General features: G+C 54.8%; 31 protein-coding genes and 5 pseudogenes. 17 read left to right on the top strand and 19 right to left on the bottom strand.

Translation table 11 applies throughout. From position 1 onward, the window contains the following. Positions 1-41: 41 nt before the first annotated feature. Entirely contained in the window at positions 42-545 is a 504-nt protein-coding gene (locus HV355_RS08115) for a M48 family metallopeptidase (protein ID WP_047347756.1), read from the bottom strand. 83 nt (positions 546-628) lie between these two features. On the opposite strand from HV355_RS08115, the gene rlmG reads away from it, so the two are divergent. Continuing rightward, positions 629-1,765: a 23S rRNA (guanine(1835)-N(2))-methyltransferase RlmG gene (gene rlmG, locus HV355_RS08110; protein ID WP_023333530.1), complete on the top strand. Its 1,137-nt coding sequence runs from the start codon at positions 629-631 to the stop codon at positions 1,763-1,765. Positions 1,766-1,903: 138 nt separating this feature from the next. Here the strand turns inward: rlmG and HV355_RS08105 are convergent, their stop codons facing one another. From HV355_RS08105 to HV355_RS24240, 6 genes and pseudogenes are all read right to left on the bottom strand, one after another. Then, on the bottom strand, positions 1,904-3,925 hold the full coding sequence (locus tag HV355_RS08105) for an NADPH-dependent 2,4-dienoyl-CoA reductase (RefSeq protein WP_182401586.1): 2,022 nt from the start codon (positions 3,923-3,925) through the stop codon (positions 1,904-1,906). A 416-nt stretch (positions 3,926-4,341) separates the two neighbouring features. Beyond that, the gene (locus HV355_RS24260) at positions 4,342-4,590 is read right to left on the bottom strand and encodes a hypothetical protein (protein ID WP_249420855.1); all 249 of its coding nucleotides are present in this window, start codon (positions 4,588-4,590) and stop codon (positions 4,342-4,344) included. 597 nt (positions 4,591-5,187) lie between these two features. Beyond that, positions 5,188-5,544, bottom strand: a complete 357-nt coding sequence (locus tag HV355_RS24255; RefSeq protein ID WP_249420866.1) for a hypothetical protein — start codon at positions 5,542-5,544, stop codon at positions 5,188-5,190. A 39-nt stretch (positions 5,545-5,583) separates the two neighbouring features. After that, a pseudogene (locus HV355_RS24250) lies at positions 5,584-5,766 on the bottom strand (hypothetical protein); the annotation flags it as partial. Positions 5,767-6,124: 358 nt separating this feature from the next. Next, on the bottom strand, positions 6,125-6,331 hold the full coding sequence (locus HV355_RS24245; RefSeq protein ID WP_346010234.1) for a hypothetical protein: 207 nt from the start codon (positions 6,329-6,331) through the stop codon (positions 6,125-6,127). An 11-nt stretch (positions 6,332-6,342) separates the two neighbouring features. Continuing rightward, complete coding sequence (locus HV355_RS24240) at positions 6,343-6,495, bottom strand: hypothetical protein (protein ID WP_249420854.1); 153 nt, start codon at positions 6,493-6,495, stop codon at positions 6,343-6,345. A gap of 551 nt (positions 6,496-7,046) precedes the next feature. Between HV355_RS24240 and HV355_RS24020 the strand changes: the two genes are divergently transcribed. The 13 genes and pseudogenes from HV355_RS24020 to HV355_RS08065 all read left to right on the top strand — a co-directional run bounded on the left by HV355_RS24020 (position 7,047) and on the right by HV355_RS08065 (position 13,513). After that, positions 7,047-7,220 carry a hypothetical protein gene (locus HV355_RS24020; RefSeq protein WP_220470688.1) on the top strand — a complete coding sequence of 58 codons (174 nt, stop codon included), beginning with the start codon at positions 7,047-7,049 and terminating at the stop codon, positions 7,218-7,220. Between the two features lie 755 nt (positions 7,221-7,975). Beyond that, a complete protein-coding gene (locus HV355_RS24235) occupies positions 7,976-8,233 on the top strand; it encodes a hypothetical protein (RefSeq protein ID WP_249420853.1) in 258 nt (85 codons plus the stop codon). After that, positions 8,178-8,471 carry a hypothetical protein gene (locus HV355_RS24230; RefSeq protein ID WP_249420852.1) on the top strand — a complete coding sequence of 98 codons (294 nt, stop codon included), beginning with the start codon at positions 8,178-8,180 and terminating at the stop codon, positions 8,469-8,471. Before HV355_RS24235 ends, HV355_RS24230 begins: the two co-directional genes overlap by 56 nt. Positions 8,472-8,694: 223 nt before the next feature. Then, the gene (locus tag HV355_RS24225; protein ID WP_249420851.1) at positions 8,695-9,081 is read left to right on the top strand and encodes a hypothetical protein; all 387 of its coding nucleotides are present in this window, start codon (positions 8,695-8,697) and stop codon (positions 9,079-9,081) included. 31 nt (positions 9,082-9,112) lie between these two features. Beyond that, positions 9,113-9,334 carry a hypothetical protein gene (locus HV355_RS24220; RefSeq protein ID WP_249420850.1) on the top strand — a complete coding sequence of 74 codons (222 nt, stop codon included), beginning with the start codon at positions 9,113-9,115 and terminating at the stop codon, positions 9,332-9,334. A gap of 407 nt (positions 9,335-9,741) precedes the next feature. Next, positions 9,742-10,002 carry a hypothetical protein gene (locus HV355_RS24215; RefSeq protein ID WP_249420849.1) on the top strand — a complete coding sequence of 87 codons (261 nt, stop codon included), beginning with the start codon at positions 9,742-9,744 and terminating at the stop codon, positions 10,000-10,002. Beyond that, the gene (locus HV355_RS24210; protein ID WP_249420848.1) at positions 9,999-10,226 is read left to right on the top strand and encodes a hypothetical protein; all 228 of its coding nucleotides are present in this window, start codon (positions 9,999-10,001) and stop codon (positions 10,224-10,226) included. Before HV355_RS24215 ends, HV355_RS24210 begins: the two co-directional genes overlap by 4 nt. Positions 10,227-10,723: 497 nt before the next feature. Further along, positions 10,724-10,933, top strand: coding sequence for a hypothetical protein (locus HV355_RS24205; protein ID WP_249420847.1), 210 nt, complete (start codon positions 10,724-10,726; stop codon positions 10,931-10,933). A 51-nt stretch (positions 10,934-10,984) separates the two neighbouring features. After that, positions 10,985-11,050 carry a hypothetical protein gene (locus tag HV355_RS24200; RefSeq protein ID WP_249420860.1) on the top strand — a complete coding sequence of 22 codons (66 nt, stop codon included), beginning with the start codon at positions 10,985-10,987 and terminating at the stop codon, positions 11,048-11,050. A gap of 470 nt (positions 11,051-11,520) precedes the next feature. Further along, positions 11,521-11,670, top strand: coding sequence for a hypothetical protein (locus tag HV355_RS24195; protein ID WP_249420846.1), 150 nt, complete (start codon positions 11,521-11,523; stop codon positions 11,668-11,670). A gap of 16 nt (positions 11,671-11,686) precedes the next feature. Beyond that, positions 11,687-11,929: an alpha-amylase family glycosyl hydrolase gene (locus tag HV355_RS24190; protein ID WP_346010238.1), complete on the top strand. Its 243-nt coding sequence runs from the start codon at positions 11,687-11,689 to the stop codon at positions 11,927-11,929. A gap of 108 nt (positions 11,930-12,037) precedes the next feature. Next, entirely contained in the window at positions 12,038-12,274 is a 237-nt protein-coding gene (locus tag HV355_RS24185) for a hypothetical protein (RefSeq protein WP_249420845.1), read from the top strand. Between the two features lie 174 nt (positions 12,275-12,448). Then, positions 12,449-13,513, top strand: a pseudogene (locus HV355_RS08065) (glycosidase). A 210-nt stretch (positions 13,514-13,723) separates the two neighbouring features. Here HV355_RS08065 and HV355_RS24180 read toward each other — a convergent pair. From HV355_RS24180 to ebgR, 10 genes and pseudogenes are all read right to left on the bottom strand, one after another. Further along, positions 13,724-15,176 (bottom strand): annotated as a pseudogene (locus HV355_RS24180) (amino acid permease). 70 nt (positions 15,177-15,246) lie between these two features. Continuing rightward, positions 15,247-15,706, bottom strand: a pseudogene (locus tag HV355_RS08050) (beta-galactosidase subunit beta). A gap of 200 nt (positions 15,707-15,906) precedes the next feature. Then, positions 15,907-16,227, bottom strand: coding sequence for a hypothetical protein (locus HV355_RS24410; protein ID WP_275943569.1), 321 nt, complete (start codon positions 16,225-16,227; stop codon positions 15,907-15,909). Positions 16,228-17,062: 835 nt separating this feature from the next. Beyond that, positions 17,063-17,179, bottom strand: a complete 117-nt coding sequence (locus HV355_RS24405) for a glycoside hydrolase family 2 TIM barrel-domain containing protein (protein ID WP_346010237.1) — start codon at positions 17,177-17,179, stop codon at positions 17,063-17,065. A 233-nt stretch (positions 17,180-17,412) separates the two neighbouring features. Continuing rightward, positions 17,413-17,493: a glycoside hydrolase family 2 TIM barrel-domain containing protein gene (locus HV355_RS24400; RefSeq protein ID WP_346010236.1), complete on the bottom strand. Its 81-nt coding sequence runs from the start codon at positions 17,491-17,493 to the stop codon at positions 17,413-17,415. 7 nt (positions 17,494-17,500) lie between these two features. Continuing rightward, positions 17,501-17,665: a glycoside hydrolase family 2 TIM barrel-domain containing protein gene (locus tag HV355_RS24395; protein ID WP_346010233.1), complete on the bottom strand. Its 165-nt coding sequence runs from the start codon at positions 17,663-17,665 to the stop codon at positions 17,501-17,503. Then, entirely contained in the window at positions 17,625-17,780 is a 156-nt protein-coding gene (locus HV355_RS24390) for a glycoside hydrolase family 2 TIM barrel-domain containing protein (protein ID WP_275943571.1), read from the bottom strand. The genes HV355_RS24395 and HV355_RS24390 overlap by 41 nt, the downstream gene beginning before the upstream one ends. After that, positions 17,780-18,013 carry a hypothetical protein gene (locus HV355_RS24385; RefSeq protein ID WP_275943574.1) on the bottom strand — a complete coding sequence of 78 codons (234 nt, stop codon included), beginning with the start codon at positions 18,011-18,013 and terminating at the stop codon, positions 17,780-17,782. Before HV355_RS24385 ends, HV355_RS24390 begins: the two co-directional genes overlap by 1 nt. Next, a complete protein-coding gene (locus tag HV355_RS24380) occupies positions 17,997-18,125 on the bottom strand; it encodes a hypothetical protein (RefSeq protein WP_275943568.1) in 129 nt (42 codons plus the stop codon). Before HV355_RS24380 ends, HV355_RS24385 begins: the two co-directional genes overlap by 17 nt. 866 nt (positions 18,126-18,991) lie before the next feature. Further along, positions 18,992-19,968: pseudogene (ebgR, locus tag HV355_RS08040) on the bottom strand (transcriptional regulator EbgR). 207 nt (positions 19,969-20,175) lie between these two features. Here ebgR and HV355_RS08035 point away from each other — a divergent pair. Beyond that, the gene (locus HV355_RS08035) at positions 20,176-20,481 is read left to right on the top strand and encodes a tRNA-binding protein (RefSeq protein ID WP_182401584.1); all 306 of its coding nucleotides are present in this window, start codon (positions 20,176-20,178) and stop codon (positions 20,479-20,481) included. A gap of 139 nt (positions 20,482-20,620) precedes the next feature. Here HV355_RS08035 and ygjG read toward each other — a convergent pair whose 3' ends face one another. Continuing rightward, entirely contained in the window at positions 20,621-22,000 is a 1,380-nt protein-coding gene (ygjG, locus tag HV355_RS08030; protein ID WP_042715413.1) for a putrescine aminotransferase, read from the bottom strand. Positions 22,001-22,425: 425 nt separating this feature from the next. On the opposite strand from ygjG, the gene HV355_RS08025 reads away from it, so the two are divergent. Continuing rightward, the gene (locus HV355_RS08025) at positions 22,426-23,946 is read left to right on the top strand and encodes a PAS domain-containing methyl-accepting chemotaxis protein (protein ID WP_182401582.1); all 1,521 of its coding nucleotides are present in this window, start codon (positions 22,426-22,428) and stop codon (positions 23,944-23,946) included. 328 nt (positions 23,947-24,274) lie between these two features. Further along, the gene (locus HV355_RS08020) at positions 24,275-25,834 is read left to right on the top strand and encodes a methyl-accepting chemotaxis protein (RefSeq protein WP_182401581.1); all 1,560 of its coding nucleotides are present in this window, start codon (positions 24,275-24,277) and stop codon (positions 25,832-25,834) included. Here the strand turns inward: HV355_RS08020 and HV355_RS08015 are convergent. Then, a complete protein-coding gene (locus tag HV355_RS08015) occupies positions 25,831-26,325 on the bottom strand; it encodes a PadR family transcriptional regulator (RefSeq protein ID WP_010435828.1) in 495 nt (164 codons plus the stop codon). The two genes, HV355_RS08020 and HV355_RS08015, sit on opposite strands and share 4 nt — an antisense overlap. Positions 26,326-26,396: the final 71 nt, after the last annotated feature.

The following is a 26,396-nucleotide window of genomic DNA, read 5'->3' as shown; positions in this document are numbered from 1 at the left end:
CTTTAGCCACTGTAGCACGTCATCATGACAATTCGCGTGCGCTATTCCGCATTACTATTTAACGATAAATGCGTAAGCCATAGCCGGGTATCAAACTCCAGCTGGTGGTACTGCGGCTCCATGTGGCAGCACAGGGAATAGAACGCTTTGTCGTGCTCTTTCTCTTTCAGATGCGCTAGCTCATGGACGACGATCATCCGCAGAAAGGCTTCCGGCGCGTTACGGAAAACCGTCGCGACGCGGATTTCGGCCTTCGCCTTCAGCTTGCCGCCCTGCACGCGGGAGATGGCGGTGTGCAGGCCGAGCGCGTTTTTCAGCACGTGGATCTTGTTGTCGTACATCACCTTGTTGATCGGCGGCGCGCTCTTCAGATAACGGCTTTTCAGATCCTGCGTATACTGCCAGAGGGCCTTATCGGTCGCGAAATCGTGCGTGCCCGGATAGCGTTTTTCCAGCACCGCGCCGAGCTTCTGCTCGGCAATCAGGCTGCGAACCTGAGTCAGTAAATGCTCCGGATAGCCCTGGAGATAAGTAAGTTGGTTCATCAACGCCCCAAATCGACAATAAAACGGGTATACTCACGCACCCTTTTCAGGGATACGCCAAATTTTACCATTCAGGAGGGCCGATGAGCCACTTAGACAACGGTTTCCGTTCACTCAACCTTAAACGTTTCCCGGAAACGGACGACGTTAACCCGCTCATGGCGTGGGAAGCGGCGGATGAATATCTGCTGCAGCAGTTGGATGAGACTGAAATCCGCGGCCCGGTTTTGATCCTGAATGACGCCTTTGGCGCGCTGGGCTGTGCCCTGGCGGAGCACACGCCATACAGCATCGGCGATTCCTACCTGAGCGAGCTGGCGACGCGTGAAAACCTGCGCCATAACGACATCGAAGAGTCCAGCGTGAAGTTCCTCGACAGCACCGCGGATTACCCGCAGGCGCCGGGCGTGGTGCTGATTAAGGTGCCAAAAACCATGGCGCTGCTGGAGCAACAGCTGCGCGCGCTGCGTAAGGTCGTTACGCCTGAAACGCGCATTATCGCGGGTGCCAAAGCGCGCGATATTCACACCTCGACGCTGGAGCTGTTCGAGAAAGTCCTCGGCCCGACCACCACGACGCTGGCCTGGAAAAAAGCGCGCCTGATCAACTGCACCTTCAGCGCGCCGGAGCTGGCCGACGCGCCAGAAACCCTGAGCTGGAAGCTGGAAGGGACCGACTGGACCATCCACAACCATGCGAACGTTTTCTCCCGCACCGGGCTGGATATCGGGGCGCGTTTCTTTATGGAACATCTGCCGGAAAATCTGGAAGGTGAGATTGTCGATCTGGGCTGCGGCAATGGCGTGATTGGCCTGACGCTGCTGGCGAAGAACCCGGACGCCAGCGTGGTGTTCAGCGACGAGTCGCCAATGGCGGTGGCCTCCAGCCGTCTGAACGTGGAAACCAACATGCCGGAAGCGCTGGATCGCTGCGAGTTTATGATCAACAACGCGCTGTCGGGCGTAGAGCCGTTCCGCTTCAACGCCGTGTTCTGCAACCCGCCGTTCCACCAGAAGCACGCCCTGACGGATAATGTCGCGTGGGAGATGTTCCACCACGCGCGCCGCTGCCTGAAAATCAACGGCGAGCTGTACATCGTGGCGAACCGCCACCTGGACTACTTCCACAAGCTGAAGAAGATTTTCGGCAACTGCGTCACCATTGCGACCAACAATAAGTTTGTGGTGCTGAAAGCGGTGAAGCTGGGTCGTCGTCGGTAAGATTGTTTTGCCTGGCGGCGCTTCGCTTGCGCAGGCCTACGTAGTGTGCGGTCTGATGCCCGGTGGCGCTTCGCTTACCGGGCCTACAATGGCCTCGAACCCGTAGGCCGGGCAAGCGAAGCGCCGCCCGGCAATGCCCTAGATCGCCAGAGCCAACTTCGTCCCCTGCGCAATTGCCCGCCGCGCGTCCAGTTCCATCGCCACGTCGCATCCGCCAATTAAATGCACCGTTTTACCGGCTTCGCGCAGCGGATCCGCCAGATCGCGCTTCGGCTCCTGCCCGGCACATAAAATGACATGATCCACGCGCAGCAGCTGCGGTTCGCCGCCGATCGTGACGTGTAGCCCCTCGTCGTCGATCTTCTGGTAGTTGACCGACGGGATCATCTTCACCCCGCGTGAGAGCAGGGTGGCGCGGTGGATCCAGCCCGTGGTTTTTCCCAGACCTTCACCCGGCTTGCTGGCTTTACGCTGGAGCATCACGATCTGGCGCGGGCTTTTTGGCAGCTGCGGCCCTTCCGGGCGTAGCCCGCCGGACTGGCTCAGGCTGGTGTCGATACCCCATTCCACGCAAAACTCGGCAATGTTCTGGCTGGTGGCCTCGCCCGGCTGGCTTAAGTACATGGCGGTATCAAAGCCGATCCCGCCGCAGCCGATAATCGCCACCTTCTCGCCAACCGGCGTTTTGTCACGCAAAACGTCCAGATAGCTCAACACCTTCGGATGATCGATACCCTCGATCGCCGGCATGCGCGGTACGATCCCGCTCGCCAGGATCACCTCGTCGAAACCGATCAGATCCGCCGCGCTGACAAACTGGTTAAGCCGCAGATCGATGCCGGTCAGCTCGATCATCCGGCGGTAGTAGCGCAGCGTTTCATAGAACTCCTCTTTGCCGGGGATCTGTTTGGCGATATTAAACTGACCGCCAATCTCCGCCAGCGCATCAAACAGCGTCACGCTGTGCCCGCGGGAAGCGGCATTCACCGCAAACGCCAGCCCCGCCGGGCCAGCGCCCACCACGGCCAGGCGTTTTTTATTGACCGCCGGAACGACCGGCATTTTGGTTTCATGGCAGGCGCGCGGGTTAACCAGGCAAGAGGTCACCTTGCCGACGAAGATCTGATCCAGACAGGCCTGGTTACAGCCGATGCAGGTGTTGATCTCATCCGCACGGCCGCTTTGCGCTTTGGAGAGCAGTTCTGCATCCGCCAGGAACGGACGCGCCATTGACACCATGTCGGCATCGCCGCGCGAAATCACATCGTCCGCCACCTGCGGATCGTTAATGCGGTTGGTGGTCACCAGCGGAACAGATACTTTGCCTTTCAGCCTGCGCGTCACCCAACTGAACGCCGCGCGCGGTACCGGCGTGGCGATGGTCGGGATGCGCGCCTCGTGCCAGCCGATGCCGGTGTTGATAATCGTGGCACCAGCGGCTTCAATCGCCTGCGCCAGCTGCACGGTTTCCTCGAACGTCCCGCCGCCTTCCACCAGGTCGAGCATCGACAGGCGGAAAACGATAATAAAGTCCGCGCCCGCACGTTCGCGCACCGCGCGCACCACCTCCACGGCAAAGCGCATCCGGCGGGCATAGTCGCCGCCCCATTCGTCGTCGCGCTGGTTGGTGCGGGCGGCGAGGAACTCGTTAATCAGGTAACCTTCTGAGCCCATCACCTCAACGCCGTCGTAGCCCGCCTCGCGCGCCAGCGCCGCGCAGCGGGCGAAGTCGTCAATCAATGCCAGGACCTCGTCGTGGGTGAGGGCGTGAGGTTTAAAACGGTTAATCGGTGCCTGAAGAGCCGACGGCGCGACCAGGTTCGGCTGATAGCTGTAGCGTCCGGTGTGCAGGATTTGCAGGGCGATTTTACCGCCCTCGCGGTGGACCGCGTCGGTCACAATGCGGTGGTGCGCCAGCTGTGACGCATCGTTCAGAACCGCGCCGCCCTCCATGCCCACACCGGAAGGAGCCGGGGCCACGCCGCCGGTGACAATCAACGCCACCCCGTGGCGGGCGCGCTCGGCATAGAAGGCCGCCAGACGCTCGGCCCCGTCCGGATGCTCCTCCAGCCCGGTGTGCATCGAGCCCATCAACACGCGGTTTTTGAGTGTGGTGAACCCCAGATCGAGGGGGGCGAATAACGACGGGTAGCGGCTCATAGTCTCTTCCAGTGTAAAATTATTGTTATGTGGTCGGATGAGTTACTAATTTAGCCAGCGGCAGCGGAAAGGTAAAAGCGGGATCGAATGATTGTGATAGATCTCAAAGAACTTCCCCGGTGGCGCTGCGCTTACCGGGGCTACAAAACCGTAGGCCGGATAAGCGCAGGGTATGAACCGGAAACATGGGTAACACTTTAGGGTGCAGTGCGTGTGAGCGTAAGCGGTGATCCGGCATGAAGCTAAGCTGTTGAAAAGACTTTCAGGCACACGGGGTGGCCGGCCAAATCCAACCACACCAGCGTGGAGTCGCCCTGTAATTCACACAGCCGGTACGACCTTGCAATGTGAAATCCCCGGTCTGCTGGTACTGCATATGCTCCGGGCGGATGGCGACAAATAGTTTGTCCCCGTCGCTAACGCCTGCGGGTGACCGGTGAGGCGGAAGACGAGGTTATCGGCGATATGCAGCGCGCCTTCACGCCATGACCGCTGGCAAGAACATTGATTTTCGGCGTGCCGATAAACTCCGACAAACAGGTGGTTGCCGGGGTGTTATACAGCTCCAGCGGGCGTGCCCACTGCTCACTTTTTCCCTTGTAAAGCACCACGATGCGATCGGCCAGCGTCATCGCCTCCACCTGATCGTGCGTTACATAAATCATGGGGTGTTTTTCAGGGTGTTATGCAGTTGCTGGATCTCCGGCGCATCGACCCCAACGCGGCATCGAGTGGAGCAGCGGTTCATCAAACAAGAAACAGTTCCGGTTGCTGGACAATAGAACATGATCGCCACACGTTGGCGCTGCCCGCCGGACAGATTCTGCGGCAGCCTGTCCAGCATCTCTTCCAGCTTCGGCATGCTGGCGGCGTGAGCGAATCCCGCTTATCAATCTCGGCGGCGGGCGTGTTGGATATTACGTAAACCGAATGACAGATTTTCCCTGACGGTCATATGCGGGTAGAGGGCGTAGGACTGAAAACACCATCGACAGGTTGCGTTTGCCCGCCGCAAGCCGTGAACCTCTTTTTCCTCCATCACCAGTTTACCGCCGTCGGGGATTTTGATCCGGCGATGATCCGCAGCAGTGTGGATTTCCCGCATCCGGAGGCCAAACCAGCACAATGAACTCCCGGAGCGATCTCCAGCGACAGATTTTCAATGATGGTGTTTCTTGCCCCTTGTGAATATTGCTCAGAAGCTTAGCGCGGTCATAACCTCTCCCCTTGTCAGAATCCCGTGGCTGCAATCAGCGTTAAGTTCATCGGTTTTGCGCGCCAACAGTGCCGTATCCGCGCGGGTTTTCCACGTTCAGGCGCAGCAGCGGCTCGGTTGGAGGCGCGTAGTTGAAGCGCCAGTCAACGAAGTCGATACTCAACCCATCGCCAATCGTCACGCAGGCCACCGGTTGCAGATAGTGGAGGCGATGGATTGCATGACCGATTGCGGATCGGCCACCGTCATGATTGATTTCGCCGGAAACCGGAAAGCGTACTGGGCGTGTTCGACGCCGACAGCGGACGGCTGTCGCGCTGCCGATAATTTGCAGCAGCAATACCAGTGGGATCCATTCCGCTGTCGCAATAGCCAAAATCGCGGTGTAGTGGTGGCCGCTCATTTCTCCGCCGTAGACCGCGCGTCCTCTTCGCGCATTCGCTTTGATAAAGGCATGCCCGGTTTTTGCTGATGACCGATTCCGCCGCAGCGAGGTTACAACGTCCAGCGTATTCCACGTCCAGGCGCGGGTCGAGAATGATGTGACTGCCCTGCGGAGCGTTGCAGGAAGTGCTCGGCGAACAGGCCAACCAGTGGTAGCTCTCAATAAAGCGGCCACACTCATCAAAGAAGAAGCAGTGCGATCCGAAATCCGCCATCCGCAAGTGATGCCGAAATCAGCCTGATTTTCGATAACCGCCTGCTGGGGATGAGGCGGTTTTCATCCGTCAGCATCCGGATTCGGCACGCCTGCCGGGGAAATGACCGTCCGGCTGATGGTGCAGGCGAATAAACTCAATCTGAACGCCGCACGGGCCAGTCCGTCGGCGATCGCGTCAAGCGCAGGCCCGACGGTGCCATGTCCGGCGTTGGTCACAATACGTAGTGGGCGAGTCGGCGGATGCTGAAGGAAGCGCAGCAGGCAGGCAATCCGTGCGGGGCGATTATCATAAGGGATGAGGCTGCCACGATGGACCAACCGGTCAAGAATCGTTGCGCTCCGCCAGCGCTTTTATCTCCAGCAGGCCGTTGTCGTTACTGATCGGACGCGCCTCTTCGCGCACCAGCTTCATACCATTGTACTGCGCCGGATTATGGCTGGCGGTTATCTGACCGCCGTCGGCACGCAGTTCCCGGGTGGCGAAATAGATCTCTTCGGTGCCTGACAGGCCAATGTCGATAACATCCACGCCGCTGGAAATCAGCCCGTCCGGTCACGGCGGGATTTTAACGATTCCGAGCTAAGGCGAATGTCGGCGCCGATCACTACCCCGGCGCGGATGGCGCCGAGCGGCGTAAGCGACCGATGCGAAAGCAGCGCGATATCCCGCGTCAGGTTGACCGCCAACCTCACCGCGAATGTCGTAGGCTTTAAAACAGGTTAGTTCATCCATAATCTACTCTTCTCAATTAATGAGTCAGGCTGACTCCCGAATGATGAGGAACTGGTAAGGCAATTCAGTGGGTCACCGGTCCTCTGGTGAGCAGCAATTTGACGGCCATTTCCCCTTTCTTTCCGTCTTGCGCGATGGTGGTCAGACGTATTCCCGCCACCTCCAACGGCGAGATTATCCGAAACCGGTAACGGCAACCCGCTGCGGAACCGCCAGCTGCTGCCGTTGGCAGTGGATCGCGCCGACGGCGAAACGATCGGAAGAGCAGATAAGCGCAGTGATCTCCGGATGGGTTCCAGTAACGCTTTGGCCGCCTGTTCGCCGTGTTCTTCATCATCGTGTCGGGTTTGATACAGCCAGCACGTATCAAGGGCGAAGCCGTGCTGCTGGAAAACCTCCCGGCAGGCATTCACGCGGGGAGAGCATCAGCAGGTTGTCGCCGGTGACGGGGGCGGTCAAATCGCACATTCCCTGTGCCGAGGGGCTGTGATGGAAAGGCGATGATGCCGAAATGTCGATGACCTTTATCGGCCAGATAGCGGGCAATATCGCGCATGGCGCAGGCGTTATCGATGGAGACGCTGCTGTGGTCGGAAAACTGAAAATCGAGCGTGACCACCGGACGCCCATGAGCCAGCGCGTGCTGGATCATGGCCGCATGTTAGCGTGGCGGTTGAGAATATAGCCATCAACCAGGGTGTTGAGCGGCGTCTGTTGCCGCTTACGCAAAGGGATCAAAGACTCAGATTGACGTTTTGTTCTTCACACTGGACGGCGATCCCCCGCATCAGCGCAATGTCGTGGGGATCGATAAACACGTAACTCATAGAGTCGTTTGAATATCACGCCGATGGTGTCAGGATTTGCCGGTACGCAGCGCGCGCCAGCGTCCGGTCCCTGTGGAAAGCCAAGCTCGCTGGCATATTGCAAAATTCGCGGCGCAGCTCCGAGATAATTTTTTCCGGATTATTCCATGCGTTCGGACACCGTGGTATTATGGGAAATACCCATAATCTTCAGCAATAATTTTATCGTAATACGTTTCTTATCTTTATTATCATTAACGTTTATTTTCATGTTTAATATATTTGGCTGGGTTTATATATTGGCGTGAATTATTTATTTCTATCGTCCATTGTGTTGAACGTTGATGCAAAGTTTAACGTTAAACAAAAAATCGTTTTGTGATTTGTTTAACGTTAAACATAAAAGGTGTTAATTTACGCTCCATTCAATAGCAGGTAGGGTAAATCAATACTTATTGAAAGTAAATGGAGAATTATCGTAGAATTGTAATATTAGCTAAATTAACAGCCTGTGTACTATTCACATTTTGTATTTGCTGGTTGCGGTCCGGATGATAAAAAATCAGAGACAGCAAAAAATGCCAATTAAAATGTGGTGGCACTAAACGAAAATGAAGAAGCCTTCTGGAATACTATGAAAGAATGGAATAAAGACCCGGCGCATACCCCGGTCGAATTTACGCCCATTCCTGCCGCCAGCAGTTCTGAAGAGGCAATAATGAACGCGCTGGCTTCCCGGCACGGAACCCGATATTTCCGTAATATCTTTATCGGTTTTGCCAGCCAGTTGGTGGAAATTGGTCAGCTTGAAGACCTGTCTAAAATGAGTGGTTTTAATGAACTCGTTAATAACCGACAGATGGGCAAAAATTATTTTCCTGCTGGCAATTAAACAGGAGCAACACGTTCTGCCAATCTATGATAATCCTATCGTCTGGTGGTGGCGGGCGATTTACTCAAGCAGTATGGTTTTGACCATGTTCCGACCCCGTTATGATGAGCTTTATCAGCTGGCAGAGCGCCGGGCGGCGGATAATAACGGCTATGTTATCCAGATGACCGCCGGGAAAAACTGGTGGGAACGCTGGTTCGATTTTTATTCCGCTTTTACTATGCGCAAACGGCGGTAAACCTTCCGCGGGTCATCAGGCGACGTTTTGCCGATCCTGCCGGACAGGCGGTACTGACCTTTATGGGGAAAGTCTTTTAACAGCAAGTGGAGCAGCTACGACTTCACCGCCGCCGACGATCCGTTAGCGACCGGACAGGTGCTGGCGTCCGCGCGCGGTCCGTGGATATCGCTCGCTATCACAAGCAGTATCCGGAGATCCTCCAAACGCTGCAATTGGGCCGATGCTCACCGGAAAGAGGCGACCACCGTATACGTTCGGCGACAGCAAAGGGGGTGGTGATCTTTCAGTTCCAGCAAGCGCAAAGGCGCAGGCGTGGGCGTTTATTCAGTGGGTCTTTAACAACGCCGAGCACGACCGGAGCTGGCTGGAGTTGACCGGTATGCCGCCAGCACGCAGTGATTTAATGAGTAATCCGCTGTTTGTGAATTACTTTGAGGAAAAACCCGCTGGAGAAGGCGATCGCATCTTACGTGGACGTCGCGCTGCCGCCAGCGGCCACTACGCAAACCACGGAGATTCAGCGCAGCATGACGCAGATGCTGGAGCCAGGTCATTTTCAACCACGCCGATCCGGCAGCCACCCTCGATAAATCGCGCAGGAAATTAACACATTGCGCTGGGCGAAATAAGGGGAAAAAATGGCTGGATTGATAATCCGCACCGGAGGCCTGTTGGCCTCCACGTGGATCGGTTATTCGTTGCTGTTCTGGTTTTATCCGCTGTGCTGGCTGGTCGTGCTTAGCGTGACGAACTGGCAATTTATTGGCACGCCGACGTTTAGCGGATTACAGAATATCATTGGCGTGTTTCATGACGCGTTATTTCTGCCGCAGTCGATGTGGAACGTGTGCCGTTTTTAATGTGGTATATCCCGATTGTCTTTTTCTTGCCTCGCTGCTGTTTGCCGCGGGATTACGAAAAAAAAAAAAAAAATTAAGTAATGGGAAAAGTTTTATTGCCCTGAGCTTTTTACTGGCGAATATCTCTTCGGGGGTGGCCTATTCCATCGTCTTTGCAAACTGTTCAGCGAATACGGGCCGGTCAATCAATTTTTACAGACCAGTTTCGGCATCTCTGTACTCCTGGTTTACCAACCCTGACCTGCGCCATGTTATCCATTGCGTTAATTGTTACCCGGAAATTCGTTGGTTTATTACGGGCTGATTCTCTAATTCGGGATGGTGGCGATCCCCGCGGATATTTACAGCGCGGCACCAGTTGGATAAAACCGGGGAAGTTTAAGCAAAGTTGGGCGATTACCCTGCCGATGATGAACGCGCAAATCGTGATGGTGATGGTGCTGCGATTGCACCGTGTGGCGTTCAGCATCTTTACCGAGCCGTATCTTATCACCGGCGGTGGACCGCTCAACAGCACCACCAGTCCGATGGTGGTGATGTATGGAAGTGGCGTTCCAGAAAATGAAGCCAACTGGGCGGCGACCATGTCGATTATTCGTTGCGGCATGCAGTTTCCTCGCCATCTGGGTCTTCCGCAAAGTATTCGAAAACATATCGAGATTGTGTGAATGAAGAAACTGACTCCCTTAACGCTGCTCATTCACGCCGTGTGATGTTTTTGCTGGCGCTCACCGCTCTATCCTTTTATCTGGATGGTGATCTTGCCCTCGCTGAAACCGACGGCGCAAATCTACACGACCGGGCTGTTTTCCGGTCATCTGATCGAGAATTACGCTTTTTTCTGTTGGATAACAGCAACCGGGCGGACAAACCTTTTTGCGCACCCCGTTAACTCGCTGTTCGTGTCGCTCACCATTACCGTCTGCGTCACGCTGACCTCAATGGCTGGTGGGATATGCCGTCGCGAAACCGGAGTTTCGCGGCAAAAATGCGTTTCGCAACCTGTTGATTGTGCAGATGGTTTTCCCGGTCTTTTATGTTCATCATTCCACAGTTTGTCCTGATGCGTGAACTGGGGCCCGATCAACAGCTACGGGGCGAGTGATCCGCCCGTATGCGATGAGCGCACGGGGGCATTTTTATGGTTTCGGCAGGAGCTTAAGGGCACGCCGAATGATTACCTGTACGCCGCAAGGCTCGATCACGCCAGCCTGTGGGGATCCTGCGGCATGTGATGATGCCGCTCAATAAATCCCACATTCTGGCGATTGTGTCGCGCTGTTCACCTTTTCCAGCTCATGGGACAACTTCCTCTCTGGCCGCTGATCGTGATGCGGAAAGTGGACAAAATGCCGTTTTCGGTGCTGCTCGCCACCTTCAGCAAATCCTATGGCATCTACAACAGGACCGGTGCTGGCGGGGTCGGTGGTGCAGATGCTGCCAATCGTTGTCCTGTTTATTCTGTTCAGAAAAATACTTCCTCGAAGGCATGTCGTTATCACTGAAATAAGGAACGTTGACGGTGAAAAAGCAACCGTGGTGGCAGGCGTGTACCTGTTATCCAATTATCTCTGCCTTCGTTTTGCGACGGCAACTTAATAACGACGGAAGGGGCGATTTTCCGGGCCTGATTTTTCCCGGCTGGATTATTTGCAGGCGCTGGGCATCGGCGCGGTGTGGATCACGCCGTTTTATCCCTCTCCCGCTGGTGGATAACGGCTACGATATCAGCGATTACTGCGCCGTTGACGCCCGTTTCGGCTACTCTCGACGATTTTCGCCGGGTGGTTGACGGCTGCCATGCCAGAGGCATTCGGTGATTATCGATCTGGTGGTCAATCAGCGTCTCCTCTGAACATCCCCGGTTTCGCGATGCGTGGAATAATCCGGGCAGCCGCTATCGTGATTATTTTCCCTTTTTCGCCGCCTAGCCGAATAACTGGCGTTCTTTCTTTTCCGGCAGCGCGTGGGACCGCTGAGCCAGACACCGGCGAGTTTTATTACCATAAATTCGCGCCCGGCCGTGGATCTCAACTGGGCCAACCCCGCGGTGGAACAGGAAATTTACCGGTAGTGGATTTCGGTTGGCAGGGGGTGGACGGTTTTCGCTTCTTGACGTCATCAACTTTCTTACTACCGACGGCATTGGGCCTGATAAATCCCGGAAGAGAACGGCGAGCAGCGCCATGAATTTGACGTTAATCAGCCGCGACTCCCGGGCAGACGCTGCAACGGCTGTGCCCCATGTTCGGGCGCAGGGTGACTATTTCCTGATTGGCGAAATCGGCAGCGAGGACCCTGACGTGCTCAGCCGCTATCCAAAGTCCGCAAACTGATGGACGTGGTGTTTGAATTTTAATATCGGCAGCCAGAAAACCTTTTGATGTTTCCCGTCTTTTCAGCCAGTTAAAAACTACGCTGGCTGCGCAGTCGGGGTTTACCGACGCTGTTTTTCTCAGCCATGATATGTCGCGGATGATCAGCCGGCTTTGGCGGAAAACGAGCGCAGATACCGGGCGGGGCGCTGGCGGTGTTGGCGCTCAGCTAACGGTGAGCGGCGTGCCGTTTATCTTCCGTGGCGAAGAGCTGGGGTGACCGACTACCCGTCCGCAAACGGCAGAGCAGCTTTTTGATATACAGGGAAAAACCCATTACCGCACCGCCCTGCCAGCCGCAGCAGCCCGCAGGCGCTGGCGCTGGCTATTGAACATTTCGCGGGATGGTTCGCGCGCGCCGCTCTGGCGCGACGCCCCTTTGGCGGATTTTTCCGTCGCGCCGTGGATGCCCGTCGGCGGCGATATCGCCCTGAACTTAACGCCGGAGCGCCAGCAGCAGGATGAAACATCGTTCTGGCATCAGTACCGGCTGCTTATCGTTCCCTGCGCCGCCGCGTTGCGGCGCTGCATCAGGGACAGCAGGACTCGCTTGACCTCGCACTGACGAATGCGTCTGGTTTTTTACCCTGTTCGACGGCGGCGGAGCAGGTCTGGGTCGCCATCAACTTTGGTGCGCCCGTTCTCGCAATCCGTGGCAGGAGATTGAGGCTGAAGTGCTTGTACGGGGAGGACGCGCAATGGATTGGCAAGAATCAATGTTTGATCAAAAGGAGAGTACATGGACAGGCACAGTAAAAACCCGTTGATTACCCCGGCGGACGTGACGCCTTCACTGCCCGGCAGGAAGGTCGATTGTGTTTTCAATGCTGGCGTAACGGAGTGTGACGGGGAGATCGTTTTGCTGCGCGGGTGGCGGAAAGCGTGATCAATTCCGATCCGCAGCAGCGTGTCGTACCGCTGTTGGAAAAAACCGATGCGGGCTGGGTACAGGCCACCGCGCAGTTTTGATCGTCGGGATGAGAACGCCTTATAGATTTCAGCGATCCGCGGGTGATCGTGCTGAAAAGCGATCCGGCGCGGGTGTGGCTGACCTCCATGTCGCATCTGCGTCTGGCGCGCAGTCGCGACGGGGTGACTTTCCGGATTGACAGCCAGCCGTTTATCATCGCCGATACGCAATATGAAGAGTTCGGCTGCGAAGATCGCGCCGGATCACCCGCATCGATGATACCGCCGTACATCAACTACTCGGCGGTGTCGTCGCTGGGGATCTCCCGCGCTGGCGGTGACCAAAGATTTTGTCACGGTGGAGAAAAAAAGGGTTGATCCCCCTCTGTCCGGACAACCGCGACGTCTGCTTTTCCCGGAAAAGATCGCCGGTAAATATCACGCCCTGACCCGTCCGGCCCCGTGCCACTTCGGTCATCCGGAAATCTGGATCTGCGGAGTCGCCGGATATGTTGCACGCAACCATCGCCCTGCTGGGACGGTCCGGCGATGCACGGGACTTGCCGTAAATCAGCGGCGGCGCGCCGGTATTAAAACCGAATCGCGGCTGGCTGGAGATTCACCACGGTGTGGATGCCGATCAGCGCCACGTGCATGCGCGCTGCTGCTGGATCTCAACGAGCCGACCCGCATTCTGGCGAAATCACCGGTACCGTTGCGCTGAGCCAGATGCGCCCTACGAGCGAAGGCTTCTTCGGCAAACGTGGTGTTCACCTGTGGGGGGGCCGATCCGCCGATGACGCTGCACGTCTGGTACGGCGCCGCCGATGAAGGGTGTGTGGCGCTGGCGACAATGCCGCTGGACAAACTGTGGCGGCATCTGGGGGTTAAATAAATGCCGCAGAGCGTTCTGGGTTGCTAAACCTCCTTCTGGCAAGGGGGCGATTCACACGTTGCGGCCGCTGGTGGACGAATCTTTGCTGCAAATAATGAAAAGTACACAACAGAAGAGCAGGGGCAATAAAATGCCCAAGTCTGTATATTTAATTTCACATTTTATTTCAGGTGAGCAAGAAAACAGACCGCTCTAATCGTTATTAATATTTTAATTAATATCTGACGCGGGAGCCGCCTCCAATAGCTTTTTTCTTCTTTGGTTAGCTCCTTTGATGTATTTACTGTATTTCCACCAGCCAAAACCGAGGAAAATAACAACAATCCCCGACGTTATAGAAAATAATGGTCATGATGTTACCACCGGTCGGGAAGGTCGAGGAATAAAAACCCGATGGTGAAAAAGGACAATCAGCATCGATACCACAATAATGCCGGTTTTTTGCGAACCCATACGGAAGTCGCGCGGTAAGTGGTCCAGTTTTGCGCGCAGATTCAGGTAAAGCCAGCATAATAAACAGCCGGCGCAGCATCGATGCGGCGGCGGTCATGTTGATGATGGTCAAAGTTCATTAAATCCTGCGACGGTATTGGAGCCGAGCGGGATAATCATCGCGGGATAACAATCAGGAAACTGAATCGAGCTGTGCGGGCCGGAACGCCATTTTCATTCAGATTCGACGGTTTTTACCGAAAATACCCGCCGGAATTTCAGAGAAGAAAATTTTCACCGGCGTTGGGTCCACATCAGCAGAGAGCCGAACATCGCGGTAAAGGAGACCGGCCAACAAAGCGGTTAACGATCAGTTCCGGCAGGCCAAAGTATGCCGCCGGGCCGTGGAATACCTGTACCGAACCACCGTAAATTTTCAGCTCTTTGCTGCTCACGAAAAGACGTTGATCAGTACCGAGGAGATGGAATAGAGCACGCCAATAAAATCCCGGCAATACGATAATGACCTTCACGAACGAGATTTTGACCCGCCCTTGACGTCGTTGACGTACACACGCATTGACTCCGCACCGCCTGCCGCCATAAAGATCTGTAGATACCGAGGAAGGCCCAGTTAAAAATTCGGGATCATTGCGTTCTACGGTGATAGGGTCAGCAGGTACGCCGCCAACCAGCGCAGTACCCGCCAGCAGGATGTAGGACAGGGTTGCAGCAGCAGCATCAATGTGGAGGTGCAGAAGTAATTGGTCCTAACATTTTTGCGCCGTTGGTCGAAACCCAGTGGAGAAGGCAACCAGCACCATACTTAACACAGTGGGGTTGGAACGGCGTCCAGAATGTATTCCTGTAGCCTAAAGCATATGAGGCGTAGGCGATAACACGGGGTAACAGCGAGGTAAAAAAAAAGAACAGGTTAACGAACCAATAGGTATAGGCGGTAATAAATGCCCAACGTCCGCCCAGCGAACTTTTCAAGTACCCATGCAATAGACACCGGCTTCGGGAAGTTTTTATTCAGCGAAAGACAAATTCAGCGATGATTAAGCAGAACGGAATAAAGTAGAAGATCGTCGCGAGGAAAACATCGGTGCGGATGCCAGACCAAGCTCAATATTATTTTTGTTGATAACGTTATTAAAGCTATAAACCGCGGCAAGGTGGAGTGAAAGTAAGCCGAACTTGCCGATGAGTTACGTTTGGTATCAGACATAGCACATCTCCGATTCCTGATTATTATAGGGTACTGGCGGCGCAAACGTCGGCGCCGCGCCTGGTGTTTTTTATTTATTATGAAAATAACCATCTTTCGATGGTGACTTTGAGTACGACTTTTTCACTGCGTTATTACAAATAAAACGATAGGCTTCATGGTTGTCACAAATAACCATTTGTCCTTCTCGCGCACTTCCCTACGGTTTTTCCACAGCCTTTCAGATATTCGCGATCGGTTTCATCGCGATAATATTCAACCACGGATACTCCTCTTTTTGGCGGCATACCTATTTTTTTGCTGTCCTTGCAGGTAGTAAATGAGGATCTCAAAATAACGACGATGACCGGTAAACAGCGCATCGGTCGCGGAGTCTGTCTCCACGCGATAGCTCAGGGAATCACCGATAGAGTGGGCGACCCGGTTTGAATATTATCAATATTTTCAATCGCTCTCGACGCAGCGCTGCCACTTCTTCCCGGATGCGTAAAAATTTGTTGGAACTGCGCTAAGTTGTCGATGATCCTCATTTTGTATTCTCGCTGTGCAAATTCGTGGAAAAGAACCGGTACCAAAAGACGCGGCTGGCGGCGGTTTGAGCGCTAGATTCGCTACCGGAAACCGGCAACAACGTGAAGCCGTAGCTGAACGAACGGGAAACCAGACGCGCCGGAATCAAGCACCTCGCTTCCCGAGTTGGAACCTAAGCCCAGCACCTGGTGCTCCAGATTCAGGGTGATGTCATCGCTGCGCTGCAGCGCATTACAGTGCTGTGCGGCAAAGATATTTTCTGGCGTATAGCGCCGGCGCCGCTCAGGCGATAGGGCGCTGCGGAGCCACCAGCAGACCGCGTGCCGTGGCGGTTGGTTAGCGTTGCCCACGCACGTCCTGACGATTGCCGTTGTTTGCGGACCGGATAGTTTTCGAACATCTCATCCACGCTGCTGCGCCGAGATATATCGATGATGTTGGCCTGCTGGCTATCGGCATAGTTTTCACCGGGACCACGTCCGTAATACGCCACCTGCCCCAAATCGCCGTTGATGCCCATCGAAGCCGCGATGCACGAATAATGTCCCGGTACTCGCCGTAAGGCTGGCCGGAAAGCTCCACTTCAACTGACCGTCTGCGGCAATCCGCCAGCGGTAGGTACAGCGCATACCGAAATCAAATACCGGCGGGCGCGATAATCATCAGTCATCGCGTAGCATCGGTTTGCTCAATGGCAAAATCGCGAGATGCTCCTGCAATAATCTGTAAATGATTTGGTTGCCAAAGGCCTTTTCGAACTCTTGTTTGTGGTTATCAATGGTTGGTTTGAAAGAAATGAAGCATCTTCGGCTGCGGGCATCCAGCTCCTCACCCGTTAACGGTCCAGCTAATGGGGCTTACCGTTCAGTTTTTGAGAAGGTCAGAAGGAAGTTATAACCGCGTATGGTGCTCTGGCGACTGTCTTCCAGCGTCAGAGGAATAGCGCGTTTTGCTGGCTAAACGGTACGGCAGCCGCCGTTCTGGCCTTCAACGGGGAACTGATAAGTCGCGATGTGGTGCCCGGCTTCGCTGTATGCCGTACGGAATCTTTCACGATGACGTTGAGGAACGCTTCGCGCGCATCCAGCCCGGCAGTGTGCGTGCACCAGGGTATCGCTGTTAGGAGGGACGTCGCGCAGTTTTATCTGCTGAGCGAAAGCGTATCTCCTCGGCGCGAACCTCAATATGCAAGGTGTCGCGTCAAGCGTGGTAAACCACAAGTTTGTTTTCTACCCGTAGCTCGCCGCGAAGCCAAGATCCCTGTGCGCGTACTTTTACTGGCGCATCACCTGCTTGTATTCCGCAGACCCGGCCCCGGTTTGGCGATCGGAATAAATCAGGCCATCAAGGCGAAGTTATAATTGTCGGATAGTGCCGTAGTCGCCGCCATATTTGTACCTGGCGTTGCCGTCGTCGTCATCTTTGGCCTGAATCCCGTGATCGCACCACTCCCAGACATAGTGTCCCTGAATGCAGTCATGCTGATAAAAGACGTTCTGATATTTCCGTCAGCCCGCCGGGACCGTTGCCCATGGCGTGAGCATTCGCAGATGATGCGCGGCTTAGGATGTGGATATTCGCCAAACTCATTCATCAGCGGCACACACGGGTACATGGTGGAGATGATATCCACCACTTCGGCGTCACGATCTTCGTTAATGGATCGACGCGTCATCCAGCGGCGGCGTGATACATGGCGCGGATGTTACAGCCGTATCCGGATTGCGTTGCCGAGCGACCAGATGACGATCGACGGGTGGTTTTTTTGTGCATGGATGTGGCGCACGATGCGCTCAACGTAGACGTTTTCCCCACAGCGGATCGTCGGTTATCCGGCTGATATCGCCGATATTGGCGAAGCCGTGAGATTCAACGTCGGTTTCGGCCATCACGAACAGACCGTAGATATCGCACAATTCATAGAAGCGCTGGATCGTTCGGGTAATGGCGGTACGCACGGGAATTGATGTTGTGCTGCTTCATTGTAACAGCAGATCTTTTCAACGCGGATCCATGCCAACCGCGCGCGCTTTTAAGATGATCGTTATCGTGACGGTTAACGCCATGCAGCATCACGTAGCGGTTATTGATGTAAAAAACAGACCGTCGCGAACTTTGATATCGCGGAATCCGACCCGCTGTGGCACGACCTCGGGAGATTGCCGTTGGCATCTTTTCAGCGTCATCACCAGATGATAAAAGATACGGCGATTCCATGACCACTGCTGCGGCGCGCTAACCTTGAAATTAAAAGCGGTGCGGGCGGTGTCTTGATCCACTGCCAGATTGTTAATCACGCCGCTCATGCAGCGCCTGCTCACCGTCAAACAAGGTGTATTCGAGCGACGCCATCGCTGGCGTGGCAGCCAGGGTTTTCCAGCGCAATGTCGCAGGTGAGGGGTCGCGATAGCTCATCATCGAACTCGGTGCGAACGGTAAATCCTGAATATGGGTCGCCCATGTTTGCCTACCAGATAGACGTCGCGGAAAATTCCGCCGACCACCACATGTCCTGGTCTTCAACGTAGTGGAATCAGCCCATTGCATTACGCGAACGCACAGCAGGGTTGTCACCGGTCTTTACCACGCTGATATCAAATTCAGCCGTCAGGCGGCTGCCTTTGCTGAAACCAACGTACTGACCATTCACGTAAACTTCGAGAAGTAGGTTTCTACGCCATCAAAATTTAATCAGCGTTTGTTTGCCCTGCCAGCCTTCGCTGAGGGAGAAAATGCGCTGGTAGGCTCCGGTGGGGTTATTGGTCCGGAACGTAGGGGAATCAATCGGGAAGGAAAACCTTCCTCGGTATACTGCAGTTTGCCGTGTCCTTCCATCTGCCACATGCCCGGGACGGTGAATGCTGCCCAGTCATTCATAAACTGCGACGTAAAGATTTCCGGCACCTGCAGCGATGGCTCAAAGAACTGAAAATTCCACTGACCGCTTAGCAACTGAAAGAGGCTGCTGGTTTCGCGGGCAAAACGAGCGAGCCTGCGCAACGGAGTCATAGAAAAAATATGCGCGTGGCGCCAGTCGATTTTCGTGGGTGAGCTGAATGTTTTCCCAGCGATTCATAAGGCCTCCCGGTGGAGAAAAATCGGAACCATTCATTGTAATGGTGAGTAAAGTGTAATGATGATGGATTTAGTAAAAGTTTTACTAAAAATATAGCGGTGAGGTGATTTACTTTTAACTGGATCACGAAATCATGGGGGCGCAGAAAATAATGCATGACAATGCGCGCCCGGCATCAGAAGAAACCGGGCGTGTTTACTGGGGATTTTTAGCGGGTGGTGCCGCGCGTTTCAGCTTGCTGGGAACAAAAACCAGCAGAGGGAAGCGCACGCCCGTCGCGAAGGCTTTTCTCAAACAGCAGGTTGACGCCCTGACTGCCCATCATTTCTGAATGGGATTTTTGAGAACGGTGGAAAGCGGAGGAAAGGTGAAGCGCTGTCGGGATATCATTAACGCTAATCAGCGAAATGTCCTGCGGAATGTTCAGGCCACGCTCGTGAATGGCGCAGAAGCGCCAATAGCGATCGAGTCTGAGAAGCCACAAACAGGGCACCGGGATAGTCGGCTTTCGCCAGCATTTTTGGCCAGTTCATACCCTGATGAACTGGAGAAACCGCCGCGATAGATGTCCTGTTCAGAAACGACCTGCTACAGACGACCGTATTCGACAAACGCGGCTTCACGGATATCTGCCTTGCCGGGTTCGACTCACCGCCGATGAAGCCAATGCGAGTGACGCCGGCGATGAAGTAGTCGATGCTCTTTACTGATGCGGGCCAGATCGAGGTATCGACGGCGTCTGCATTCGCTGCCGGGTTCATGGAAATCGATAAAGCAGATGTTGTCAGTAAGCGCTGTTGCCGCATTACGCAAAACCGGAGAAGGCTTGCCGACAATAAGAATGCCGGTATGTTTTTGCTCTCCGGCAGCCCCACTGTGCTTTCATAGCAGTTGGTCGTTCGATCCCCAGCTTCTCACACTGGGTTTCTATTCCGTGACGGATCGCGAGATAGTAAGGATCGTTGATTTTAAATCCTGCTGGTAGCTGTAGAGCGCCAGAATATGCTGGGCCGAGCGCGCTGGTCTGGTTTTTACGAGCACTGCTGGTTTTGTACTCCAGTTTTTCCGTCTCCAGAATGCCGTGCTTGGTCTCTTCTTTTACATTCAGCGTGGGGTCATCGTTTAAACCCGGGACACTGTCGCGGGGGACACGCCAGCTTCGATTGCGATGTCTTTAGTTGCCATGTTTGCCTTTTCCCTGAGTTACCTGCGCATTGTAAATGAAGTGCTTATCTATTCATCTGTTTTCAGTAAAAAAAGTACGTTTAATTGACATGCGTAAAACTGGGCTTTCAGAGTGTGATGACTACGTCATTTCCCACTTTTGAGAACCATTCCCGGAAAAATATTTTGCTATTATTATTTAGTAAAATTTTACCAAAGGAGAACACAATGGATACCGTCGCATTTATGGATTTTGCCCGAATGGAAATACGTGTTGGAAAAATCGCACAGGCAAAGCGCCATGGCAACGCTGATGGTAAGCTGTATATCGTGCAGGAATTGGATGTGGGAGAGCGTACGCTGCAAACCGTGACCAGCCCGGTGCCTTATTACAGCGAAGAGGGAGCTGATGGGGGGAAAACGGTGGTGGTGCTGTGTAATCTGCAAAGAAGGCCAAAATGCGCGGGGAAACGTCCAGAATGCATGTTGCTGTGCGCTGAGACGCGATTGGCAGCGAAAGCGTGCGCTGCTTGACGCCAAGAACGCCTTATGCCAGCGAAGATTGTGTGCGGATTGTTTAAGTTGATAATTGCCGGATGGCAGGCTAGGCGCTTTTCTCCGACCATATACAGTATTTGGTAGGCCGGGTAAGCGTAGCGCCACCCGGCGTTGATTACGCCTCTTCCACGCTTACGCGCAGCGCTGCCAGCGCTTTGCGCGCCGCTTTCAGCACCTGCTCACACTGCTCAATCGTCAGCGTCAGCGGTGGCTCAATGCGGATGGTTTTCGAGTTGTTGAGCGTCCCGGCCACCAGCACCCGCTGGCGGAACATCTCGCTCGCGAAGCTGTAGCCGATTTCGTTGTCGACAAACTCGATTGCCATAAGCATCCCTTTACCGCGCGCCTCCTGCACAAGGTCCGGGTATTCCCGGCCCAACTGGCGGAAGCCGTCCAGCAGCATGTCGCCTTTCTGCTCCGCCTGCGCGGGCAGGTTTTGCTCCAGCAGCACGTTGATGGTCGCCAGCGCCGCCGCACAGGCCAGCGGGTTGCCGCCAAAGGTGGTGGTATGCAGGAACGGGTTGTCGAACAGCACCGAGAACACCTCTTCCGTTGCTACCGTCGCGCCTATTGGCATCACGCCGCCGCCGAGCGCCTTCGCCAGGCACAGGATGTCCGGCTGAACGTTTTCATGCTCGCAGGCAAACATCTTGCCGGTGCGCCCCATGCCGGTTTGCACTTCGTCGAGGATCAGCAGCGCGCCAAACTCATCGCACAGCTGACGCACGGCGGGCAGATAGCCCTGCGGAGGCAAGATCACGCCGCCTTCACCCTGGATAGGCTCCAGGATCACCGCTGCCACATCGTCGCCGGTTTTACGGCATTCACTCAGCACGGTGCGCATGGCGTTAATGTCACCGAACGGCACGTGGCGGAAGCCCGGCAGCAGCGGCATAAACGGTTTGCGGAAGGTGGATTTGGCGGTCGCCGACAGTGCTCCCAGGGATTTCCCGTGGAACGCGCCGCTGGTGGCGATAAAGGTGAATTTCCCGCGCGGCGACTGGTACGCTTTGGCGAGTTTAATCGCCGCTTCGACCGACTCCGTGCCGCTGTTGCTAAAGAAGCTGTACTTCAGTTTGCCGGGCGTTAAGGCCGCCAGCGTTTTCGCGAGCATGGCGCGAAGCGGGTCGAGCAGTTCCTGGCTATGGAGAGGTTGTTTCGCAAGTTGATTCTGTACGGCGGAAACCACAACTGGATTACGGTGCCCCACGTTGAAAATACCAAAACCCCCCAGGCAATCGATAAATTCCTGTCCCTGGGTGTCGACAAGCGTGTTCAGACTTCCCGCTTGCCACTCTACGGCTCCGTAATCCCCGCCGGCGGTAACAGATTTGCGATACTCAAGAAAACCAGGATTCACATGCTCTTTAAAGTAATCGATGACCTCTCGGTTAAGTTGTTTCATCTCCTCATGATCGAGCGTTCGCTTCTCAATGAGATTCAGTGCGTGCGCGGTACAGGCAAGAGCCGAGGCGCTGGAAGGTAACCTGTTCAAAATGTGCTCCCGGGGATCGCGTATCACATGATACTGCGTTAAGTATTGCAGGGATTACGCCACTTCAGCGGACTTAACGAAAATCGGGATAAACACCAGGTTAAAATAATGTTGCGCAATATTTAATCATGCCGATACCAGCCTGATGGGATGAAGGCGGGAGGGGAGAGCACGATGGATGGGGTCAATTGCACCGGAGTGGTGCGAAAGATGCCACTTAAGTGGGCGTTAATAGATCATACTTTGCAGGTAATTTCTCTACGAAAGTATTTTAAATCAATCGATTAGAAAAGCGTACAGAAAGTGCGGTTTAGCCGAAATTTGCGATCTCGATCGGATTTAACAACTAAAGATAAATTTGTAACCGCCGAAAAAACAATAAACCACAAAATTAACACTCGAATAACCTGCAAGGAATGCCCGCCATGTCCTCTCCATCCTTTGTCACCCAGAATGAATTCCCTCTGGATAGTGACACCACGCTTATGTCGACCACCGATCTCCAGAGCTACATGACCCATGCCAACGACACCTTTGTGCAGGTTAGTGGCTATACGCTCCAGGAACTGATGGGACAGCCGCACAATATGGTGCGTCACCCCGACATGCCGAAAGCGGCCTTCGCCGACATGTGGTACACGCTGCAACAGGGGGAACCGTGGAGCGGGATTGTCAAAAACCGCCGCAAAAACGGCGACCACTACTGGGTGCGAGCGAACGCCGTGCCGATGGTGCGCCACGGTAAAATGACCGGCTATATGTCGATTCGCACAAAAGCGACGGCTGAAGAGATTGCGACCGTGGAGCCTTTATATAAGGTGCTCAATGAAGGCCGTTGTAAAAAACGTATCCATAAAGGGCTGGTGGTGCGCAAAGGCTGGCTCGGGAAGTTACCGGCTATGCCGCTGCGCTGGCGGGTTCGTAGCGTCATGGCGGCGCTGTTTGCGGTGATGGCTGCCACGCTGGCGTTGACTTCTGCGGGGTGGCCATCGCTCGTGGCTGCTGCCGTCGTAATGGTCGTCGGGACGATGCTGTTCGAGCAGCAGATTGTCCGACCGGTGGAAAATGTCACGCGTCAGGCACTGAAGGTCGCGACCGGTGAGCGTAACAGCGTGCAGCACCTGAACCGCAGCGACGAGCTGGGGCTGACGCTGCGCGCGATCGGACAGCTGGGGCTGATGTGTCGCTGGTTAATCAATGATGTTTCAAGCCAGGTGGTGAGCGTGCGCGATGGCAGCGATAAGCTGGCGCAGGGGAATGACGATCTCAACGACCGCACGCGTCAGACCGTCACCAATGTGCAGCAGACCGTGGCGACGATGAATCAGATGGCCGCCTCGGTACAAAGCAACTCTGAAACCGCTGCCGAAGTCGATAAGCTCTCCGTGGCGGCCAGCAACGCGGCGACCAAAGGCGGAAATGCGATGCAGACGGTGGTGAAAACCATGGATGATATTGCTGACAGCACCCAGCGGATCGGCTCAATCACTTCGCTTATCAATGACATCGCTTTCCAGACCAATATTCTGGCGCTGAACGCGGCAGTGGAAGCGGCACGAGCGGGCGAACAGGGCAAAGGCTTTGCGGTCGTGGCCGGTGAGGTTCGTCATCTCGCCAGCCGCAGCGCCAGTGCGGCCAACGATATCCGTAAGCTGATTGACGCCAGCGCCAGCAAGGTACAGTCCGGCTCCGATCAGGTTCACGCGGCAGGCCGCACAATGGATGACATTGTTGAACAGGTGAAAAACGTCACGCAGCTTATTGCCCAGATTAGCCACGCCACGTCTGAACAGGCTACCGGGCTGTCCGAGTTAACCCGGGCCGTTGCCGAACTGGACAGTATCACGCAGAAAAATGCGGACCTGGTAGAGGAGAGCGCGCAGATCTCCGCCATGGTGAAGCACCGTGCGGGACGTCTCAAAGATGCCGTGACCGTGCTCCATTGAGCCAGTAATGTTCCAGAAAAGCCGTTTATACCATCAGGTATAAACGGCTTTTTTATGTGATTATTTTTAATGTTTATTGTTAATGTAATATTAAATAACTAAAAAAATCCGCTCAGTTATTTATGCCTGCCTAAGTCAGTTTTCCCCGATGCTATTTCAGAAATGCCCTCTCTGGTGGTTACGCAACGATCGATGCGCCAAAATTAATAGACTGTACCTATCCATTGTGATGGTTGTGAAATAAAAAAACGATCAAAGTCATAAAGTTAGCGCGTTCGTTACCGATAACGGTGATCGTCTGAGAAATAATCACATCGATGGAGTAAATATGTTCTTACATGACGTAAAGATCGGCACGAAATTATTTCTGGCGTTTGGGTTCTTTATTGTTCTGATGATCGTCAGTGCGAGTGTCTCATTGCTGAGCCTGAATCGGGCGAACAACGGGATGCAGACTATCATTACCCACGATTATCCAACCACGGTAAAAGCCAACCAGCTAATCGACAACTTCCAGGAATTTATAAGCACGCAGCAGCTTATGCTGCTGGACGAGCAGGGCACCTACACGGGGCAATCTCAGCAGCGTCTGAAAGAGATCAGCGAGCACATTACGGTGATCCTGGGCGAGCTGAACAACGCGTTGCAGGATCAGAAGTCTCAGCAGGTGCTGGCGGATATCCGCAGCGTGCGCCAGCAGTATCTGGACTCGCGCTACCGCATTTTGCAGGCGGTACAGAACAACAACCGTGCGGGCGCTATCCAGGAGATGATGACCAACACCCTCACCGTGCAGCAGGCTTACAAAGCGAAGGTGCAGGCGCTGATCGCCATCCAAAACAACGAGATGCAGAGCGCGGGCGCGCAGGTGGACGGTGATTTCCGAACCAACCGCATGCTGCTGCTCCTGATCACGCTCTTCAGCGTGGCGGCGGGCAGCCTGATCGGCTGGTTTATCGTTCGCTCCATTACCCGTCCGCTGGGCGAGGCGGTGAGCTTTGCAGAAGCCATTGCCGATGGCGATCTGACCGGCAGCATTACGTCTCACGGTAAAGACGAAACCGGCCTGTTGCTGCATGCGCTGATGGAGATGAAAACCCGTCTGCTGGAGATTGTGCAGCAGGTGCAAACCGGCTCGGAAAACATCTCCAGCGCCGCCGCACAGATTGTCGCAGGCAACCAGGATCTGGCCGCGCGCACCGAAGAGCAGGCCAGTTCCGTCGAGCAGACGGCAGCCTCGATGGAGCAGATCACCGCGACGGTGAAAAACACCGCGTCGCACACCGGGGAAGCGACCACCCTCTCTGCCGATGCCGCCACGGTGGTGAAAAACAACGGTGAGATGATGAAACAGGTGACCAGCAAAATGCGCCTGATTAACGAAACATCCAACCGGATGTCCGACATTATCGACCTGATCGACGCCATTGCCTTCCAGACCAATATTCTGGCGCTTAACGCAGCGGTCGAGGCGGCACGTGCGGGAGAGCACGGCCGTGGCTTTGCGGTGGTCGCGGGCGAAGTGCGCCAGCTGGCGCAGAAAAGCGCCTCTTCGGCGAGTGAAATCCGCCAGCTGATTGAAAGCTCCACCAGCCAGACCCAGGACGGGATGAACCTGGTCGAAAAAGCCAGCGGGCTGATCAACGGGATGGTCGGCAACGTGGAGGAGATGGACGTGATTCTGCGTGAGATCCGCCAGGCCAGCCATGAGCAGACGGAAGGCATCTCGCAGATCAACAGTGCGATTGGCCTGATTGACGCCACCACCCAGCAGAACTCCGCGCTGGTGGAGGAGTCCGTTGCGGCGGCGGCATCGCTGAATGAGCAGGCGATGCACCTGAAAGAGCTGGTAAAAGTGTTCCGCGTGAGTGAACGCGCGCTCGCTTAATCCAGCTGGGAGATCTCCAGCGCCGCGCGGTCGATCACCCCGACGATCTGCTTGAGCTGCGCGTCGCTGAGCTCTCCCTGATTTACCTTCAGGTCCAGCACCGCTTTGAAGTTTTCCAGCGCCCGCTTCATCTGCGGGTTTTTGCGCAGCTGGAAGCCGACGCTGCGCGCTTTGATGCGCACCTGGATCTGTTCCAGCTGTTCCCGGTTTTCATCCAGCCAGTTTTGCCCTTCAGCGGTTATCGCAATCTTCTTACGACCGCTCTCTTCTTCCGTAATGGTGATAAACGTCTGATCCTGCAGATAATCCAGGGTTGGGTAGATCACGCCCGGGCTCGGCGTGTAGTTCCCCTGCGTCAGGTTCTCGATCTCTTTGATCAGCTCATAACCGTGACTGGCATTGCGGGTCAGAATATCCAGGATCACCAGCCGTAGATCGCCGTGGCCGAAAAAGCGCGGTCGGCGTCCACCGCCTTCATGTTCGTGTCGCATAGTGACTCTCTTTATTTGATATATCTAAACTATATCTTAGATATATTCAGATGCAATCTAAAAGATCTTGC

It is taken from the genome of Enterobacter sp. RHBSTW-01064 (assembly GCF_014103035.1).
In the GTDB taxonomy this organism is placed as follows: domain Bacteria; phylum Pseudomonadota; class Gammaproteobacteria; order Enterobacterales; family Enterobacteriaceae; genus Enterobacter; species Enterobacter mori.
The sequence above is the reverse complement of the archived record's forward strand: the minus strand, read 5'-3'. Positions and strand labels throughout refer to the sequence as shown.

Excerpts from the sequence above, each read along its gene's own strand:
- HV355_RS08115 (WP_047347756.1), bottom strand. The coding sequence starts at position 545 with ATGAACCAACTTACTTATCTCCAGGGCTATCCGGAGCATTTACTGACT.
- rlmG (WP_023333530.1), top strand. The coding sequence starts at position 629 with ATGAGCCACTTAGACAACGGTTTCCGTTCACTCAACCTTAAACGTTTC.
- HV355_RS08105 (WP_182401586.1), bottom strand. The coding sequence starts at position 3,925 with ATGAGCCGCTACCCGTCGTTATTCGCCCCCCTCGATCTGGGGTTCACC.
- HV355_RS24260 (WP_249420855.1), bottom strand. The coding sequence starts at position 4,590 with ATGATTTATGTAACGCACGATCAGGTGGAGGCGATGACGCTGGCCGAT.
- HV355_RS24255 (WP_249420866.1), bottom strand. The coding sequence starts at position 5,544 with ATGAGCGGCCACCACTACACCGCGATTTTGGCTATTGCGACAGCGGAA.
- HV355_RS24020 (WP_220470688.1), top strand. The coding sequence starts at position 7,047 with ATGTCGATGACCTTTATCGGCCAGATAGCGGGCAATATCGCGCATGGC.
- HV355_RS24235 (WP_249420853.1), top strand. The coding sequence starts at position 7,976 with ATGAAAGAATGGAATAAAGACCCGGCGCATACCCCGGTCGAATTTACG.
- HV355_RS24230 (WP_249420852.1), top strand. The coding sequence starts at position 8,178 with ATGAACTCGTTAATAACCGACAGATGGGCAAAAATTATTTTCCTGCTG.
- HV355_RS24225 (WP_249420851.1), top strand. The coding sequence starts at position 8,695 with ATGCTCACCGGAAAGAGGCGACCACCGTATACGTTCGGCGACAGCAAA.
- HV355_RS24220 (WP_249420850.1), top strand. The coding sequence starts at position 9,113 with ATGGCTGGATTGATAATCCGCACCGGAGGCCTGTTGGCCTCCACGTGG.
- HV355_RS24215 (WP_249420849.1), top strand. The coding sequence starts at position 9,742 with ATGATGAACGCGCAAATCGTGATGGTGATGGTGCTGCGATTGCACCGT.
- HV355_RS24205 (WP_249420847.1), top strand. The coding sequence starts at position 10,724 with ATGGCATCTACAACAGGACCGGTGCTGGCGGGGTCGGTGGTGCAGATG.
- HV355_RS24195 (WP_249420846.1), top strand. The coding sequence starts at position 11,521 with ATGAATTTGACGTTAATCAGCCGCGACTCCCGGGCAGACGCTGCAACG.
- HV355_RS24410 (WP_275943569.1), bottom strand. The coding sequence starts at position 16,227 with ATGGGCATCAACGGCGATTTGGGGCAGGTGGCGTATTACGGACGTGGT.
- HV355_RS24390 (WP_275943571.1), bottom strand. The coding sequence starts at position 17,780 with ATGCTGCATGGCGTTAACCGTCACGATAACGATCATCTTAAAAGCGCG.
- HV355_RS24385 (WP_275943574.1), bottom strand. The coding sequence starts at position 18,013 with ATGAGCGGCGTGATTAACAATCTGGCAGTGGATCAAGACACCGCCCGC.
- HV355_RS24380 (WP_275943568.1), bottom strand. The coding sequence starts at position 18,125 with ATGATGAGCTATCGCGACCCCTCACCTGCGACATTGCGCTGGAAAACC.
- HV355_RS08035 (WP_182401584.1), top strand. The coding sequence starts at position 20,176 with ATGGATACCGTCGCATTTATGGATTTTGCCCGAATGGAAATACGTGTT.
- HV355_RS08025 (WP_182401582.1), top strand. The coding sequence starts at position 22,426 with ATGTCCTCTCCATCCTTTGTCACCCAGAATGAATTCCCTCTGGATAGT.
- HV355_RS08020 (WP_182401581.1), top strand. The coding sequence starts at position 24,275 with ATGTTCTTACATGACGTAAAGATCGGCACGAAATTATTTCTGGCGTTT.
- HV355_RS08015 (WP_010435828.1), bottom strand. The coding sequence starts at position 26,325 with ATGCGACACGAACATGAAGGCGGTGGACGCCGACCGCGCTTTTTCGGC.